Annotated in this window: 20 protein-coding genes and 1 pseudogene; 5 read left to right on the top strand and 16 right to left on the bottom strand. The window is 32.7% G+C overall.

The window, feature by feature from the left end; translation table 11 throughout:
• The first annotated feature begins 47 nt into the window (after positions 1 to 47).
• From ACYP5M_RS00230 to ACYP5M_RS00210, 5 genes are all read left to right on the top strand, one after another.
• Complete coding sequence (locus ACYP5M_RS00230) at positions 48 to 689, top strand: nitroreductase family protein (protein ID WP_056529677.1); 642 nt, start codon at positions 48 to 50, stop codon at positions 687 to 689.
• Positions 690 to 749: 60 nt separating this feature from the next.
• Positions 750 to 1,043: a putative quinol monooxygenase gene (locus tag ACYP5M_RS00225; protein WP_148358663.1), complete on the top strand. Its 294-nt coding sequence runs from the start codon at positions 750 to 752 to the stop codon at positions 1,041 to 1,043.
• 975 nt (positions 1,044 to 2,018) lie between these two features.
• The gene (locus tag ACYP5M_RS00220; RefSeq protein WP_434169141.1) at positions 2,019 to 2,255 is read left to right on the top strand and encodes a hypothetical protein; all 237 of its coding nucleotides are present in this window, start codon (positions 2,019 to 2,021) and stop codon (positions 2,253 to 2,255) included.
• A gap of 592 nt (positions 2,256 to 2,847) precedes the next feature.
• On the top strand, positions 2,848 to 5,640 hold the full coding sequence (locus ACYP5M_RS00215; protein ID WP_434169140.1) for a DNRLRE domain-containing protein: 2,793 nt from the start codon (positions 2,848 to 2,850) through the stop codon (positions 5,638 to 5,640).
• 27 nt (positions 5,641 to 5,667) lie between these two features.
• Positions 5,668 to 6,246: a hypothetical protein gene (locus tag ACYP5M_RS00210; RefSeq protein ID WP_459734448.1), complete on the top strand. Its 579-nt coding sequence runs from the start codon at positions 5,668 to 5,670 to the stop codon at positions 6,244 to 6,246.
• Between the two features lie 174 nt (positions 6,247 to 6,420).
• Here the strand turns inward: ACYP5M_RS00210 and ACYP5M_RS00205 are convergent, their stop codons facing one another.
• The 16 genes and pseudogenes from ACYP5M_RS00205 to ACYP5M_RS00130 form a co-directional block, all read right to left on the bottom strand.
• Positions 6,421 to 7,266 (bottom strand): M15 family metallopeptidase, encoded by an 846-nt coding sequence (locus ACYP5M_RS00205; protein WP_459734887.1) that lies wholly within the window; start codon positions 7,264 to 7,266, stop codon positions 6,421 to 6,423.
• 111 nt (positions 7,267 to 7,377) lie between these two features.
• A pseudogene (locus ACYP5M_RS00200) lies at positions 7,378 to 8,025 on the bottom strand (terminase large subunit domain-containing protein); the annotation flags it as partial.
• Positions 8,022 to 8,324, bottom strand: a complete 303-nt coding sequence (locus tag ACYP5M_RS00195) for a P27 family phage terminase small subunit (RefSeq protein ID WP_459734447.1) — start codon at positions 8,322 to 8,324, stop codon at positions 8,022 to 8,024. The pseudogene ACYP5M_RS00200 and the gene ACYP5M_RS00195, both read right to left, overlap by 4 nt.
• A 104-nt stretch (positions 8,325 to 8,428) precedes the next feature.
• Positions 8,429 to 8,758 carry an HNH endonuclease gene (locus ACYP5M_RS00190; RefSeq protein WP_459734446.1) on the bottom strand — a complete coding sequence of 110 codons (330 nt, stop codon included), beginning with the start codon at positions 8,756 to 8,758 and terminating at the stop codon, positions 8,429 to 8,431.
• 146 nt (positions 8,759 to 8,904) lie between these two features.
• Positions 8,905 to 9,825 carry a hypothetical protein gene (locus tag ACYP5M_RS00185; RefSeq protein WP_459734445.1) on the bottom strand — a complete coding sequence of 307 codons (921 nt, stop codon included), beginning with the start codon at positions 9,823 to 9,825 and terminating at the stop codon, positions 8,905 to 8,907.
• 111 nt (positions 9,826 to 9,936) lie between these two features.
• Positions 9,937 to 10,152 (bottom strand): hypothetical protein, encoded by a 216-nt coding sequence (locus ACYP5M_RS00180; RefSeq protein ID WP_459734444.1) that lies wholly within the window; start codon positions 10,150 to 10,152, stop codon positions 9,937 to 9,939.
• 14 nt (positions 10,153 to 10,166) lie between these two features.
• The gene (locus ACYP5M_RS00175; protein WP_459734443.1) at positions 10,167 to 10,496 is read right to left on the bottom strand and encodes a hypothetical protein; all 330 of its coding nucleotides are present in this window, start codon (positions 10,494 to 10,496) and stop codon (positions 10,167 to 10,169) included.
• 720 nt (positions 10,497 to 11,216) lie between these two features.
• Complete coding sequence (locus ACYP5M_RS00170; protein WP_459734442.1) at positions 11,217 to 11,444, bottom strand: hypothetical protein; 228 nt, start codon at positions 11,442 to 11,444, stop codon at positions 11,217 to 11,219.
• 51 nt (positions 11,445 to 11,495) lie between these two features.
• Entirely contained in the window at positions 11,496 to 11,750 is a 255-nt protein-coding gene (locus tag ACYP5M_RS00165; RefSeq protein WP_459734441.1) for a hypothetical protein, read from the bottom strand.
• A gap of 401 nt (positions 11,751 to 12,151) precedes the next feature.
• Positions 12,152 to 12,766, bottom strand: a complete 615-nt coding sequence (locus ACYP5M_RS00160) for a hypothetical protein (RefSeq protein WP_459734440.1) — start codon at positions 12,764 to 12,766, stop codon at positions 12,152 to 12,154.
• Positions 12,744 to 13,691 (bottom strand): hypothetical protein, encoded by a 948-nt coding sequence (locus ACYP5M_RS00155; protein ID WP_459734439.1) that lies wholly within the window; start codon positions 13,689 to 13,691, stop codon positions 12,744 to 12,746. The genes ACYP5M_RS00160 and ACYP5M_RS00155 overlap by 23 nt, the downstream gene beginning before the upstream one ends.
• A 465-nt stretch (positions 13,692 to 14,156) precedes the next feature.
• Positions 14,157 to 14,699, bottom strand: coding sequence for a tyrosine-type recombinase/integrase (locus ACYP5M_RS00150; RefSeq protein ID WP_459734438.1), 543 nt, complete (start codon positions 14,697 to 14,699; stop codon positions 14,157 to 14,159).
• A gap of 429 nt (positions 14,700 to 15,128) precedes the next feature.
• Complete coding sequence (locus ACYP5M_RS00145) at positions 15,129 to 16,304, bottom strand: helix-turn-helix domain-containing protein (protein WP_459734437.1); 1,176 nt, start codon at positions 16,302 to 16,304, stop codon at positions 15,129 to 15,131.
• Positions 16,305 to 16,330: 26 nt separating this feature from the next.
• The gene (locus tag ACYP5M_RS00140; RefSeq protein ID WP_459734436.1) at positions 16,331 to 17,134 is read right to left on the bottom strand and encodes a DUF5986 family protein; all 804 of its coding nucleotides are present in this window, start codon (positions 17,132 to 17,134) and stop codon (positions 16,331 to 16,333) included.
• Between the two features lie 106 nt (positions 17,135 to 17,240).
• Positions 17,241 to 17,675, bottom strand: a complete 435-nt coding sequence (locus ACYP5M_RS00135) for an ArpU family phage packaging/lysis transcriptional regulator (RefSeq protein WP_459734435.1) — start codon at positions 17,673 to 17,675, stop codon at positions 17,241 to 17,243.
• A 124-nt stretch (positions 17,676 to 17,799) separates the two neighbouring features.
• Positions 17,800 to 18,003, bottom strand: coding sequence for a hypothetical protein (locus ACYP5M_RS00130; RefSeq protein ID WP_459734434.1), 204 nt, complete (start codon positions 18,001 to 18,003; stop codon positions 17,800 to 17,802).
• Between the last annotated feature and the right edge of the window lie 54 nt (positions 18,004 to 18,057).

Genomic DNA, 18,057 nt, shown 5'->3' with positions numbered 1-18,057 from the left:
CTTGCTTAAATTAAACTACTAAAGTTAAAAAGAGGAGACTATCAACTATGACTACTACAGCACAATTAACAAATGATTTCAAAGAAATTGTCACAGGACGCCGCTCCATAAAGAATTACGACAAATCCGTAAAAATCAGTAGGGAAGAAATGGAGGAAATACTTACCTTAGCGACACTTGCTCCTTCTTCAGTTAATATGCAACCATGGCGCTTCCTTGTAATTGATAGTCCTGAGGGAAAAGCAACACTTGCACCTCTTGCTCGCTTTAACCAAAATCAAGTCGAAACATCTTCCGCAGTAATTGCCGTATTTGGTGATATGAACAATTTTGATAACGGCGAAGAAATCTACGGTAAAGCTGTAGATTTAGGGCTTATGCCTTTAGAAGTAAAAGAAAACATATTAGCCTCATTTGCTGGATATTTCGAAAAAATCACTAGTGAAGAGATGAAAGAGGTCGTTCTAGTTGATGGTGGTCTTGTATCCATGCAACTAATGCTTGCGGCTCGTGCTTATGGCTATGATACAAATCCAATCGGTGGCTATGAAAAAGACCAGATTGCAGAAGCTTTTGGATTAGATAAAGATCGATACGTACCAGTTATGCTAATTTCAATCGGTAAAGCAGCAGATAATGGCCATCAATCAGTTCGTCTTCCAATTGATAAAGTCGCACAATGGAAGTAATGTAATAAAGAATCCATTCATTAAATTTTTTATGCTTAACAAAAGAGAGGATGACGTTTAATGATTATCATTCATGCCGTATTCAATATTAAACCAGCAAAACAAGATGCATTTCTAGAGGAGATTCAACCGCTAATCGCAGCTTCAAGAGCGGAAAGTGGAAATGTTTCTTACAATCTTCACAAAGCTACAGAAAAAGACAATGAATTTACAATGGTTGAAGTTTGGCAAGACCATCTAGCGGTTGCAAGCCATAATTCAAGTGAGCACTTCACTTCGTTTGTTGGTAAAGCTAAAGAATTCCTCTCTTCACCTTTAAATGTTAACGCATTTGAAGGACAACCATTAAAATAATGAGTTAAAATGTATGGGATTTCCTATATCCCATCTTATAAAACAAAGAGTTGCTGCTTCGGTAAAACAAGCTGCAACTCTTGTTTATTTCTATTCTATTTTCTCAAACATCACGCGCTTATTTGGCGTACATAATCTGTGTGACAATTTCTATGGAAAGAGGAATGCAAATAGTTCCATTTATTTATCGAATTTCATTTTTACCTTTACGCTAATGTATGCGAAACACTAAATGAATTAAAAGATTTAGGCCATGATTTATTTATCGCAAGTAACGGCTAAATGCATTATTTAGAAGCCATATGTGAATATTTTAATATTACTCATCTTTTCAAAGATATATATGATGCAGATAAATTTAGTGTTACATCAAAAACAGAACTAGTTACTAAGCTAATTCAAGATCATAATATAAAAGATGGATATTTGGCCGGCGACAGAAAATCTGATTTTATTGCTGGAACAAATAATAACCTATTTACCATTGCGTGTACATACGGATATGGGACGTCCGATGAATATTCACTTGCAAATAATAGTATTAATAACATAAACGAAATAGTTTCTATAGTAATTTAGTTGATTTTCTATAGTGGCTTTAGCCACTTTTTTTATTAATCATACCGTAACAGTTTGTGTCTACACTTCCTAAGGTTTTATGAAAGAATGCCCGAAATAAAAAACCCCTGACACCAGAGGTGTCAGGGGTTTGAGTTATTAATACATTGACATATATTGTTCGCGTTCCCATGGGTGAACTTGTGTACGGAGCATACTTCTTAGCATAATCAGACATCATAAAACATCACAAATGCCTGTTTAATAGCATTTCCAAAAATACATTTTGCATTAGAAAGAATAAAATATCATGAGTTGGTGGGCAAATTGGTGGGCAAAATAAACGCACTTATTTTGAGCAACTTGATATAAAATATATGTATAAATTACTAAGATAAACCGAAAAGAGCAAAAAGGATGAACATTAATATCAAAGTCTACTTACATTCAAAAGGTACTAATTTCATGCAGAGTGGAAGCTTCCCCGTCTTAGCGTCTGACTTAAAAAAAGACCCAGATTGGACAGCTGCAGTAACAGCATATGAATGGATTCAGCAGATTAAATCTAATTTTGCAGCTAGCAAGGATTTTCGAATAGATCAAGTGGTTTATAATGATGATATTGATATAACTGAGTTAGTTAACAAGGTCTAGAATCTCTTTCTAAACAAAAACATGCCCCACTCTATTAAGAGAAGGGCTTTTCTTCATGGAACAAAAAAATTGTGTAAGAAGAAATCAGGTTGTCCAGGAACTTTACCCAAATAGTTATGCATATAACTCATAGGAGCTTCTGAGAAAAAAATGACTGATATTGTTTCCTTGGATGACGATACCCCATTTATGCATCCATGCAGGTTGCCATTTTAACTTTCCACGATCCTTAAGTATACAGAGTATCCTCTCCCTCTATAAGTTTACCTCAGTATCGAATATTTTTAGCCTTCCACTTTACGAATATTAACCACCCTTCACAAAATGAAAATCTTGAGGTTTTATTAATCTTCTTAAAATCCTCTTTGATTTTACATAAGAAATCATTTACTTTTTTCAAACAAAAGGATTTCACATATGCAAACTTAATCAATAGTACAAAACTATTAATTATATACCATTTTTTTGTTTATTTTGCATATTATTCTTCAATTATTAAAATTATTACAACTTTGTTAAAAAATGTTGCTTATTTTTTTAATATAGCGATAATAGAAAAGGTTGGATGAAAATGTCATAAGGAGGAGTAATATTGAGGAAGTTTACAAGTTTATTAATTGCTTTAGTTTTACTATTTACAACTTTTCCATACCATGTTTTTGGAGAGGAAAATGTACATCAAAATCAACCAAGTAATGATGAAGGTATCGCAATTGGATCAGAAATTAAAGAGGAAAGAACAGAGTATTCAAAAACTTATGTTGCAGATGATGGACAATATGAGAAGAAACTTTACATTGAGCCGATTCATGTAGAAGAAGATGGACAATGGAAAGAAATCTCAACTGAGTTAATATCTAAAGATGATAAAGTTACTACAGAAAGAACAAAATTAAAAACCACGTTTTCTGATATGGCAAATGAAAAACCATTCGCAACTTATGAAACAGAAAATGATACAATTAATTTTACAATTTTAGGAGCAGTGGGGATTTCAGAAGAAATAGCACCAACAAATTCAACTTCAAAAGTTGAAGGAAACCAAATTATTTATCCCAATGTATTTCCTAATGTGGATTTACGTCACATTTCCTTGAATAATGAGGTTAAAGAAGATTGGATCTTACAGGAATATACGGGAGTAAATACATTTAAATATAAAATAAACACTACTTTAAACCCTGTTTTAGAGGATAATGGTTCACTTAGTTTCTATAAAGATGGAAATGATAAACCATTAATGTCACTCCCTAAGCCAAGTATGATGGATTCTAATATTGATGAACACTCAGGCTTATCTGAACGTTCTGATGATATAGAATATAAAATTACAAAAGTTGATGAAAATACCTATGATTTTGAACTTGTTGCTAGTATCGAATGGCTAAAATCACCAGAAAGAGTATATCCGGTTTACATTGATCCATCTGTTACAATTCCAGCCCTAGGTGACACATATGCTTCTAGTGCGACTCCTACTAGTAATTTAAATAAGGAATGGAATTCAACCCTTGGTGAATATGTTCTACGAGTAGGGGAATATGATGATTCAACAGGAACAAATGAAGCCTTTTTAAAATTTTCTGTAGTTGGAGATTTTAAAGGAGCAATAATAGATAAGGCAGTGTTATCTACGTATGTAACTCATGCTTATTATGTATCTGAAAAAACAGGATTATGGGTAGATAGAGTTGATGATAAATGGTATGCTGATGAATTGACATGGAATAACAAACCCAAGTCAAGTCCTATTACAAGTACATCCGTAGCAAGGGATGAATGGGCAAAGTTTGATGTAAAAAACACTATCCAATCATGGGTAAATGGATCCAAGGATAACTTTGGTTTCAAATTACATGCTAACGGAAATGGGAAAACCCATTGGAAAAAGATTACTGCTGCAGAGAGCGCCAATGAGGCAAATCTCTCAATTACATATCACTACCCTGATTTAGAAGCTCCAAAAGTAACAGCACATTCACTTGAAACGAATATCGGGTATTTAGATGTATCATGGGAACCAGTATATGGAGCAAACGGGTATAAAGTTGCTATATTTAATGGATTCGAATATGAAACCTTCGATGTAGGTAATGTGACTAAATGGTCTACAAAAGGAAAAGGTATTTGGCCTAACGATAATCAAATAGAAAATGAAGATTACACCCTAAAACATAACGAGACAGGTGGAACAGAACTTGCCTGGGATCCAACGCCAGTTTACAAAAGAGCTTATGAAGAAGATAGTGAATATAGCGACTATGGTAATAACTATTCATACTATGTCCGTATAATAGCTGATTTTCCAAAAGGAAGTAGTCCGTTATCGAAACATGCAAGAGCAACATTTCCTATTCAGCAACCTGGTTCTGCCTTAGCAACCGCTCATACGCTAACCTCTTCAAGTGGATTCGTTGAACTAGATTGGGAACCTGTACCTTTTGCAGATGGGTATAAAGTTAGTATATTTAATGGTAAGGACTATCAAGAGTTTGATGTAGGGGCTGATACTGCTTGGTCGACTAAAGAAAAAGGAATTTGGCCAACTGTTGAAGAAATAGAAGCAGGAAAATTTCAATTACACAATGATGGATTGGGAACAGAATTAGCAAATGATCCTACTCCTGTTTATAAAAATGCTAATAAAAGTAATACTGAATCAAATTATTCTTTTAAAGTTAGCGCATATAATAAACTAGGTAGTTCTTCATCTTATTCAGATAAAACTAATATTCAAATTCCTAAAGATCAAATGTATAAAGAAGATATAGAGAAAAGTGTAGATGAAATTCCAGTTGATCACCCTGAACTAACTGATAATGATGTTTCAGGGTTAGAGAAAATTGAAACTGATGGTGAAAATACTAATGGTGGATATCAACAGCTGGGAAAAGTGAAGATATTAATAAATGCTACCAGAGTTATATGGAAAGGTGTTAAATCTTATACAAAGAAAAAAGAAGTAGAAGTAGAAAATGCTATTGAAAAAAAGTATGGAGTATCCCTAAGTAAAAATTCAGATCTTCGTAAATTCAAACTGGAAGGATACAAGAGAAAGCTTGTTTTAGAACACGGTACTCAATCTTGGGGCATGGAACATATTCTTTCAAAACATCACCCGAAATACTATACTGGAATAGGGTATGCTAGTAAATCCTATAATACTATGCTTCCACGTGAATTTACAATGAGTGATATAGAGAATATTATTATTACAATAGCTAATTACAAGGGGAATGAAAAAAAGATCATTGATAAATATAATAAGAACGAAAATGTTGTATTAGACGGTTATTATTTAAATAAAAAATATCGGTTAGTTGTAAAGAAAGGGTCCGTTACTACTCTATATCCAAAAGGATGGAATTCAGTTGATTATGACTAATTTCTTAAAAAAGGATGAACTAATTTAATGTTAAAAATTGAGACTTATATACCAAAACCTGAAGTCTTGGTTCAAAATTATTTAATAGAAAAATTAAAGTCTGGTTATTCCGGCAATATTTATAAAGATTATCCTGAATTATGTTATATCCCATTGGACGATTCAGAAAAAATAAAAGAGTTAATACAAAATGATGAAATAGAATCTTCATATATTCAAACTTGTATTGTGATAAAAAAAGGAAATGATATTCTACTTGGTTTTGAATTAAACGGATTAAATTTGTGGGATGAAATTATATTTTCGCTTAGAAATCTTGTTGAAGAGGCTGAAAGTGAACGTTTATTAGGAATTGACCCAATAATATTAAAAATGAAAATCAATAATGAGCATATAGAATGGAAAATATACGATGAAGAGCCTCCTTATAAAGTATATTATCAATCAAAAGTAAATCGCATTGAATTTATCGAAGAAATAATGGATGCAGGAAAAAACTATTATGAAACAATGACAAAATATTTCCCTAAAGAAAAAAGCTTTAAAGAACACAAGAAAATGCTTAGTAAAATTGGAAAAAAGCTTTTGAAGCTAGGAAGTAAATAGGAGCTCCAATATAACAATTATCGTTTTGTTAATAGTTTTTTACTTTATTAGAAAAACGAAAAGCCCCTCTCATTACGAGAAGGGCTTTTAATAAATATGGAGGAATCACCACTTGGGAGAATTTAAATAGTATAGTATTAGTCTCCACGTAATTTCTTTTTATTCATCCTCTTGTTATGCAGTAAACAATTCATTGAAAGTATCTTTACCTGCTTTCTTATCCGCAGATATCCCCCGTGCCTTTTGGAGCTTATATAAAGCTGATTCGGTACTTTTTCCAAAGATAGAATCAAGTGAACCAGGGCTAAAACCTTCCATATAAAGTACACTCTTTAGAATCCATGTAATATGCCCTTTTGCGCCTTTTTTAATAGTAACGGCTGCAGCCTTAGACTTTGGTCCCCACATACCGTCAACAACTAACTTTTTATTAAATTGCTTATTAAGTTCTATTTGCAAAGCTTTGATAAGAGCTGATTTAGTCTTAGGGCCTGGAATTCCGTCCACGATTAGATTAAATCCATATCTGTTTTTCAATGTCTTTTGAATAGAAACGACAATACTATCTCCTTTGTTCTTGGATGGATCCTTACTAACATTGAGAGCACCCTCTTTTTTAGGTGGCTCAGTAACAAAACCTTCAGAATCCAGTTTAAATTTCAGGCTAAGAGTAGGTTTTTTGCCTGCATGTAACTGTGAATAGGATAAGCCACCTGTCATCTCCAAGTGAGGATAGTCCTTAAAACCTGACCAATCTCCACCCCATTTAAATCCTAGTTCTTTCCCGATTGCAGCTACACGGTTCCATTTTGTATTTACCGTCCATAATGCTGTTTTTCCATCATCACTCACAAGGAAATAATCAATGGCATATCCATAATTGTGAATAGATTGTCCTGGCTTAGCATTTGTCACTTTTGGCTTGGCTAAATTGCTATAATCCCTTCCTTTATAACTATAAAAACGGCTTTGACCATATAGTGCTGCTTGTTCTTCCATGGAACGATAACCTGCGCTTATTTGGACTTAAATCCCTTCATTGTATGCCCTTCTAATCATCTCAAATGCCGAGGCCTTCACAACAGGATTAATCCCTACTCCCATTTTTTCCACTGATCTATCCCACAATAACTCTCGAGGATTTTTGACTTTTCCTAAACCACTAGAGAATACCCGCACCACTTCATTTGTTTCGTATTGATGTATTTCATCATAAATGACGCAGCCATCACGCAAACCATCCTTAGTTGATGCGTTGGACGTACGATATTTTACAATGCTTTTTGTTGCATTATTTTTGATTTCCACTTTTGTTTTATAGAACATTCCTTCTAAAACCTTATGTTCTTCAATGGTTTCGTACATTTCCATAAAGGAGGTTTTTGCCTGGTCTTCCGAGTTTGCAACAATGGAAACATTGTACTTTGGGATACCATGCAATTCACTTATGAAAAAATTTGTTAATACAGTGATTAAACCGTTCTTACCACCACCCCGACCCATCATTATCAGGAATTCACGAAAGTAATTTCTCCCTTTATCTTTGTAAAACAAAAAAACAAATGCTGCTATGAACATTTGAAAAGGTTCTAAGGGGAAATACCATTTCTCGGTAAAACTCTTAAAATTATTTATTTGTTCTTCATCGAAATATAGATCATCTCGGGATAAAACATGTTTTTTCAAATACCCTATCAGCAGGACACGTTCTTTATTAAACTTTATGTTTCCTGATTCATACAACTTAATATATTCATCAACGTATTTATTAGAAATCATATAAGGTCACTAGCGCTATGCTTGGGCTCCTTTTCATCCTCAAAACCGAATGACTTTTCTATACTCAATAAAGAAGCATTAATCTTATTCCGTTCACCAATTAGGGGGTGGGCTTTAGTAAAAGTCTGGGATCCATTTTTCGTTGTAACGGATTCGCCCTCTTTATTGATGATCTTATTAACTCTTCTAAAAGACTTGATCAAATCAATATATCTTTCCACTTTCTCAACCTGAATCAAATCATCCAAATTTATTTTGTTCATTAGCTGTTCTTTAAGTTCCGTGATCTTTACCGCCATGTACCCACCCCCTAACGTGAAAAACTGTTGATAAATCTGGAGAATCGAGCCCCCACCCGGTCCCCGTTTTTTTCAAAATTGATCAAAGTTAATGACCGGGGGTACTACCATTTCTCATCGTCCCATTTTTTCTGCTTTGTCACTCCAAATACTCTGTTGTGTAGCTTATTGTGGCAGTTTAAGCAAACCATTACGAGGTTATCTAATACCAAAGCTAATTTTGGATAGTGTTCTATCTCATACTTATGATGGACATTGAGCTCTACACTCTTACGTTCTCCTTCGACCTTATTGGAGTCTACATGCACTTTACCCTCAAGCTTACACTGTTGGCACTCATAGTTGTCTCTTTCCAATGCTTCGAGCCTTAACTTGCTCCATTCACCAGTCCTATAGAACTTCTTCTTTTGTCCCTCTGTCTTGTACTCTATCAATGTTAGCAACTCCTTAAACAATCACCTACCATAACAGCTGCTCTTTATCAAGACTAATAAGTTACTTTACATCGTAATCAATATAACTAACATCCCATTGTATTTCAGGGTTCCAACAATAAAAAAAGCCTTACACTAAGTAAGGCTTAAAAATAGGATTTAGATAGGTTAACTTCGATATGACCAACCTTAAAATTTTTAAAATTTTTCTTTAAGTATTTCTCTATGTCCATTACAGTATCTAACAAATTCTCATTATTAGTTGCATCACTAAGTTTATAACTAAAATGTCTTACTTGGCCCTCCATTAAAAGATCATCACCACTCCAGTTTGCTGCGTCGACATTCAATCCAAAATCTCTTATAACAGATGATATATCATTATTTATTTTCATTGAATTAATTTCATTAATGGCTTCTACATCTACAGTTATATCAACCCTTGAGCCTACCTTTATATTATTTTTATTTTTATATCTCGTAGGTGTACTATTTAGATTGCTTACAACTTGTTCAATTGAATCTAAACGCTCAATAAGATATTTATTAACATCTATTTCAGTTGGGGAACTTTGCTGAATAATCATCTGGGATTCTATTGCCCTATATATCGGGTTATCTGGTGTATCATCCTTCAGTGATTCCACTATATATTTTTTTAGCCCTTCACCTAAATCTATTACACCTTGCATATCATTGGAATAAAAAATAGTTCTTTCATCAACAATGTCAAATGGAAGCTTCGTACCATTTTCACATATTTGTATAACTGGTTTTCTAATAGCATGTCTTATTGCTAATTCATACATTACATTTGGATTAAGGTTAGTTAAATTAGCTATTACCAAATCATCCTCAATAATTCTTGTAATCAACTGTTTATTAATCGATCCCGCTGTAGATATCCGGTGGGCGACCGAGATATTTTTCTCATTAAAACCTGATTCTTTTAATCTTGGAATAATTACAGCATCAATTACACCTTCTGCAGCTCTTCGAATATCTGTATTATCTCCACCGATTGGTGTAACGATAAAAACTTTTTTTTCGCTATTATCCATTTCCATTTGATGATCTCCTATCAGAAGTAAATTATTCACTTTAAAGTATATGTTAATAATACTTTTATTTGCAATCTTTTCCTTACTTAGTAAAAAACAGATTGTACTTTATTATCTTTATTTCTTCCTCCTTATAGGACCACTAACTCTTTTGTTAGTATCACGATGCACACCCATAATATGTTCCCAATCTTGATTGCTAATATTTTCTTTCCTTTTAGGCTTGAATTGAGGTTTACTCTGCTTGCTGCCTCTTCTAAGTTGATTGAATTTCTGAATATCCGATTTAGATAAATGGTCAGCAAACTTCACTTCCTCACCTTCCTTCTCCAATAGAAAAAGACACCCTAATTGAGTGTCTTGTTTAAATCCTCTTTAATTCCATCTATAAATAAAACAGCTATATCGATTACTTTTTCGTTTATATCATTATTTAAATCTTTCCATGTTTCATGATTAGTGTCACGATCATGAATAATCTTACTTACTGTATATTTCCAACCTGTTTTTTCCTTTAAGAAAGACATTAAAATGTCATACAAATTTCCTCCCTCTACTGTACGACACCTTGTTCCATAAATTACAAAGAAGTCTCCTTCATTATCATAAATTAAGTAACATTTCTCTCTATATCGATTTTTAACTATATCACTTATTATTTTTTTAATAGTTAACACTTCCTCTCATGTTAATTATCGGTTAAAAAGAGGTTAATCGACAATCCCTATCGTTCACCAAATTATGACATAAAAAGACGACACTCTATTAAGTACCACTCCTTTTATCTCTATGTTATAAACTTAAATGATTCCTTCAGAGGGTTTTCTTTATATATTTTCTTTAAAGATTTTCTTTAGGATTTCTGCTCTAATGAAGGAAAAAAATTTAGAGTACTGCGATTCAAGTACGCTAATCACCGTACTGCAATCCGAGTACAGAACATTTGTTTGTATAATTATTGGCACAACAAAACAGCTAAAGGTGCTTAGACAGAAAGCTGTTCAGGCTTCCCCTTTGAACACTTGCCCTTCCGGCTGGGCCAATAACTGCTTTGTTGGAGCAATAAAAAACATAGTGCACACGGAACTTTTTTTACTATTATTAATACTATAATTACGTAGACCCCCATTTTTAGTTGAAATGGGGAATCAAAATGACATTAATAATTGCTAATATTTTTGTATGTGTTGTAATTGAAATAACTGTAAGTCTATTTAATAACTGGCTTAACAAAAGAAATAATAAGTAATTGCGAAGGGGTCTGCTGTTCACCCGAAAGGGTTGATCACACCCCTTGAGTTGTCTTTTTACAACTTTTGTTGTAATTCTTTAATTTTGTTAATTATTGTGTTCATCCCGAAATAAAAGACACCTTACAATTAAGGCGCCTTGGAATATTAATCTATTTGATAAAGCATTTCTTTATGAAGTAAATCTTGGTCAAAGTAAACCCATCTACCTGTAGGTAACTTCAAAAATTCGTCCCCATCTCCGTGCTCTTCTTCCTCTTCAACAAATGTAATCAACTCCCAATCATCCATCGAAAGAGTCATAAGGAAGTGTTCTTCAATTGCATCTATTTCGGAATCAACAAAACCTAAATCTTTTATTTCAAACTCATTCACTGGTATCAGCTCCTTTTTCTAACTCTCATTTGAATGAGTGCTTTAGCCATTTTATTTATTTGTCATATAGCCTTTACAAATTTCAATCATTTCATTATCCAAAACTGTTTCATTTAATAGTATCCACGGGGTTTTTAAATTCCTAGACCGCTCTATGGCCATACCCTTATATACATTTTCATGTTGAGCTATAGATATTTCCCATGACCATATTTCAGTCATTCTACCCATGGTGCCCATAGGTCGTACATCATCAATCTCAACTAAGTATTGACTACAGATATTAAATTTACGCACTGACTCCAAAACTTATCACCACCTTTTGCCCAATATATTCGACAAAAAGAGATAATTACCTTCTATATCCATAAAAAGACGACACTCAATTAAGTACCGCTCCTTTTCTTTTATCTCTATGTTATAAACTTAAATGAATCCTTCAGAGGGTTTTCTTTATATATTTTCTTTAAAGATTTTCTTTAGAATTCTGCTCTAATGAAGAACTTCCGGCTGGGACAGTAGCTGCTTTGTTGAAGTAAAAAAAACACCCTTTTATTCGGATGTCTTACTTTCCCTTCTTAAATTTGCCCAACATTTGAAGTAATCATTTTATATAAATGTTCTTCCATTTTTCATAGGCATCAAAATAATTAGGTATTTCTCAATAATACAAAGCACCTTATAAAGTTTTTCTAAATGGTGCTAAATCAATCATCTGACTTTTTATCATTTTTAAGAATAAAATATTTCAACAATAAAATTCTAATACAAGTTCCTAGGAGCATTATTGAATAAATAATTGAAAATACCACAAAATAACTTAAAACTATAGACCAGGGTATAAACAAATACCATTCAAATGGTATTTGAAGGCTAGTTACTACACTGGTGAGTATAGCTAGTATTACAGTAAGACCTGTAACTGCTCCACTAAAGTAAAAGTTAAAAATTATGCTCATAAGTTCTTTCAATTGATTTTTATCAATTATTTTTGTTAATAGTTCTACACTTATAGTACCAGTGATTATTGCAAGGCCTCCGATTATAAAACCCAAAATCCCAAATAGACCGCCTATTATAATAGGATAGAGAGTGTTTAAAACCGGTATAATAGAGTTCGTCCCTTTCACTGGATTATTTGTAATACCTAAATATGCTAAGAGTAAAGTTAATGTAATACTAAAAAACAAGCTAACGAAAGCTTCTTTACTCCACAATAAATCTTTTAATTTTCCTGTATTAAATAAAAGGTCAAAAAACCTATTATTCCTATAATAATGATCAATATTGTTTGTATCCTCATTTTTTGGGGTTTTCTTCATCCTCAATCTTCCTTAATAATTCTAATTTTAAGTTTTTTTGTTCCTCTATCAATTTCTCTTTAGCGATAGCTTTCATTGAAGCTAAAGATATAATTCCAGCTCTCGTTTTTTCAGCAATTTCCGGAATACTATCTTTGTTAACATCTGCTATTCCCCTTGTATATAAGGCTTGCTCCTGGCTATTTACACTAATTGGTTCTTCAGAAGAATTTTTACCTGACGCTTTCAATTTACCATAACCAATAATTACTCCGTTAACTAAATTTTTAATGTAAGTAGATGCTATATCCAACCCTTTTTTTGTAGTCCCCTTTATACTAAAAGTGAATTTATTTCCTCCTGTTTCGCTTAATTTATCAGAATTTATTCCATAGAGTGCTTCAAAAAGCTTTTTATCATTATTTGGTGGTATCAAATCTATAGTGATTTCGTCAACATGCTTTAATTTATTTAATTTTTCATTCAGTTTTTGTTTATCTGTTTCTAATATAATTTCAACTTCTCCTATTTCCGGGACCAAAGCTTCGACTAAGTCTTTAAAACGATCAACAAATTGTTTTCTTCCAAAATCATTTTTAGGTACAAATCCAACTGTTTCTCTTCTTACATCAAAACTAAATGTCACGTAAGTTGCTTTTTTATTATCTTCTGTTTCAATTACGTCGTCTGTTTCCTCATCATATGAAACATGTACACCAGGAGCATATGCAACTAGCCTACCGTTAACAATAAAATTATCTATATCCTTATTTAAAGTAATAAATTTGTAATTAGTAGTTTTTTTCTTTTTTATTTCTTTCATTTCAATTTCAGTTTTCAGACCTAAAAACACTTTTTCTAACAAATCATCTAAAGATAACTTCCCTTCATATACTTCATATATTTTTTCATTGATATTAAATTTTGCAAAATTAACTGTTGACAATTTCTTCTCCTCCAAATAATGAAAATTGATTAAAATCAACTATATCATTATTAGGCTGTCGAATTTTGTCAATTTATGCACTTTAAATAAGAAAATAACATCATGCCTTATTACCTATGTTTTATTAATTGTAGTTGTAATCTGGTTATATGCGTTTTAAAGTTCTTATATCTCAATTAATTATATCCTTAAATTAGTAAAAGAATTCTATTTTATTTATACAATTTCATTTTCCTTTTCCTTTTCCTAATATTCATTAAAACCTTTCATTTACCTTTCTGATGAAAAATATGATTAAAATACCCCTTTGAATTAGTTATAATCCAGATTGTCTATAATTCACACTTACCCATCTACCCTTACAGTCACAAAGGATTTCATTGTCTTCATAAATGAATTGAACAACCGACAGGTTGAACCGAATTAAAAAGAGCAAAAAAAATAAAAGAACGCACAAAAAGGAAATCACCAATCAATTATCCCCTGCATTTTGTTGAGCTCATCTTGTTTAATTCCAATATAAATTAAGGTTTCCCGTTGGTCTGTATGATTGAGAATCTGTTGAAGGGCTACAAAATCGTTGAATTTTTTGTAATGATTATACCCATAAGTCTTTCGAAGGGAATGAGTCCCGATTCGTTCGAGTCCAAATTCTTCTGCCAACTGGCTCAAAATTACATAGGCCATTCCTCTTGTAACCGGTTTGTTTTTACCATTCCGACTTTTGATTAAAAACTCGCTCTTGGGCTTGTCTTTTACATAGCTCCTAATAGCTCGTTTTAATTCGTTGGACATCTTCACTTCCTTATGTTTACCCGTCCTTTTCTCCTTTAAGACAATGTCCCATCCTAATACATCCCTCACACGCAAACGAAGTATATCAGAGATACGCAATCCAGTATGGATCCCTAGCAGAAATAGGATGTAATTTCTTTCATTATTCTTTTTAAGAAAGTCCTTCATTTCCTGAAGTAAGACCTTATCACGAATGGGTTGTACAATATTCACCTTTCCTCACCTACTCTAATCTTCTTTTGAGAAAAAAGAAAAAGCACTCCTAGGAATGCCCTTAGAATTACCACCTCATTATGCTAATTGCTTAAAAAGATTTTCCCGTTCTAATCAATCTCCCGGGAGAATGGCTGGGATTGCAGTAACGGTCGCTGCACAAAATGACAGTCTGTCTTTACAAAGGAATTTCACACTTTGTAGCCCCGTAGCTATCGTTCGCAATACAGCTAGACTCCAGTTGTTCCCCCTTATTAGCCGGCAACCTTCTCAGTCATTCGATACACTCGAGTACACCATTGATATGGGAAAGATGCGTCTCCCAAGAATTTCTTCTTGAGATAATCTTATTAAAAAGGAATGAAAAAAAAGGCCACAAGTTTAGCAGCCTTTTTCTCCACATTTTATCCCTATTTTTGTCCCTGAATTTTATGCGCGTCTATTTCTAGAAGAATTATTTTGACTGATCTTAATTACTGGTTGTATTGATGAATTTACATATCTTAAAGTGTTAGGACTTAAATCTAAGAGTTCATCAACCTTTTCTTTTGGTAATTCCAACTTATCTAGAATTTCTTTTGGTGTTAATATATTATTAGTTATCAGTAATTTAATAGCTTTTTCTAGAATACTTGGAGTTGGTATACTAATTAAATCATCTAGGGGTTCTGCTTTCCTATAACCCTTAGTACTCATCTGTCTCATTAAGTTTTGGTATTGATTATAATTAATTACCTGTAAGTGATATGCGCGAACAATCATTGCGCCTATGGATACTCTCCACTTCTTCTTAAGCTCAATATAGAAGTCTAATTTATTTGGATAATGTAGATCTGAAGTAAAACTTTGTCTCGGTAATAAAAGTGAGGCTGCAAAATAATCTGCTTGTTTTTCAATCTCACGATATTGCCCCTTTGAAAGTTCCTCTATGTCCGAAATCCACCCATGCATCAACAAATGCCCCAATTCATGAGCTGCATTAAATTGTCTACGTGCTGCGGATTTCTTATCATTTCCTAGCACTATATAATATCGCTCATCACCATTCACAATTTGCTTTTGACTAAAAGCGTCAACCTTTTCTTCCCCTGTAGATAATGAAGTTATGAATATGCCGTTTTTTTCAAGTACATGAACAATGTTCTGGATGGGGCCATCACCTAATTCCCAACATTGACGGCACAAATCGGCTAATTTTTCAATATCACTTTCTTGAAAATTATCTTTATCCATTTCTCTAGTTGGCAAGTTCAAAGGTGGGAAATCTATATATTCCTCTAAGAATGAATGTATTTTAGAAAAGAAAATCATTTTTTGAATTTGTGACAAATAACTTTTTTTATTCGTAGTAGAAGAAGACCTAAAATAGGTACTTCCGATTTCTATGTCATCATCATCCTTTCCAAAAAAATAATCCCTTGGGAAATTTAAAACCCTCATCAAGTCAAATAAGGTCTCTAAACTTGGTTGACTTTTTCCGTGTTCAAACTGTGATATCGCCTGTTTAGAAACACTTGTTAAGTTGGATAAATCCGTAATAGTAAAACCTTCATATAAACGAGCACTTTTTAATCTAGAAGGATTAAAACGATTTATTTTATTCATTATCTAATTACTCCTCCTAAGAGAAGTTATTCGGTTTTACTGTCCATATTTCTTTTGTCTTTTTTTAGTGGCAGTTCAACTGAATCTTTCTCCAAAATATGTTTTTTAATCCCAATTTTGATTTCATTATTTTCGGTATCATCTGTGTTTGAATTTCCACTCTCTGTAAATTCGACCGGAATGTATTTTGTCCAATCTTCAGAATAATAATACGGATCTGCCAATTCCATTCTTGGAATATGAGCTCTAATGTCAACCAGCTTATCTTCTTTGAAGAGTATAGGTATAAGTACAAAACACTCGATATCAATTTGACCAATTAACTTAAAAAGATTTTCTTTTTTTCTATTGTATAGTTCCCCAACAACTTTTAATTCACTCTCTTTATTTGAAAAACCAAAAGGGAAAGACATTTGTTCATATTCATTCTCTTTTAAGATACTAAATACAAGGGATTCTCCAAACTTTTCATTTAATAGGCAGTATGTTTCAAAATAATGCGGACTTTTATCTATCTCATTATTTAAACGGACTGTATTTACTCTTTCATCTTTGGCAATGACGTACAAAGTTTTAGTTTCTGTATCAATAATCTGAAGGTGTTTTTGCCAATTACCAGAGGTGATGGGTCTTGTAATGTGTCTATTGTCTGAAAACGTCTGAATTAAATTTTCATAAACAAAATCCATTCGATTATAAGGACTTCCATTCTTAATGGTAGTCTTTTTAGAATCGATAAATTCTTTATAATCGTAATAACTTCCATAATGCACACTCTGCACTAGTTGCGTTTTAAATTCCTCTGTCGATTGAATAAAAACTGTACTCACTGCCTTCAACTCTCTTTCAGATTATTTGTAAATATTCTTACATTATAATCCAAAAACGTCAAGTAAATTCCAACTAATTTTATTTTTTGTATACTAAAATTACAAATTATATTATACCTAATGTTTTAGCAATCATAAAGATAGCTGTTTTCTTTTTCTCATAATAAGGCTTTTTCTGTAGACCTAATTCCATGTATATGTTAATGTCATTTTGCCTTTCTGAACCTAGATATTTCATTTCTATAATTTTTCGCTCAATACTGTCCAAGCTGTTTTGTAATGCTCTTTCCATATGAATAACCTTGAATTCATTTTCATTTTCATTGTCATTGTCTAAAAGCTTAGGAAATATTGAGAAAGAAATACCATTTTCAGTTAACTCTTGCTTGTTTTGCTGTCTGATTTTAAGAGCCTTGTAATGCTTAAGTTCTCTTGCTATCGTCTTCCGTACTTCTTTTTCATTGACATCTTCAAACAGGGATAATTGTTTTGTTTGTATAAAGGACTCAGTTTTACTTGATAAGCTGGCAGCTTCTTTCATTGAGATTCCTCCTATGCTAAAATAAAGATAAGATCTGCATAGAGAAATCTCGAATCCCCCGTCTGCAAACAGGGATTTTTTTTTTCTATAGTTTTTGCAAAGCAACTAAGATGACAAATTCCTCCTAAAACAACTTATTAGCGTCATTTGTTGCATCGATTTCTCTATATGCAGCTAAAACTAACTCATATTTCAATTCATCATAATCCAGTAATTCAATGGGCTGCCCTTGTTGGGACCGCGCCACTTCAAGTTCTTTTAACCTTCCCAAGACAAAATTCCGTTTCATTTGATTTTGAGATTGTACAGCATCATATAGCCGACCCATAAATCCTCCTCTGATATTCCTTCAACAACTCATTCATTCTCGTCCTATTATTCT

Source organism: Peribacillus sp. N1 (genome assembly GCF_054600815.1).
Note: the sequence above shows the minus strand (reverse complement) of the source record. Positions and strands in the feature narration are given on the sequence as shown.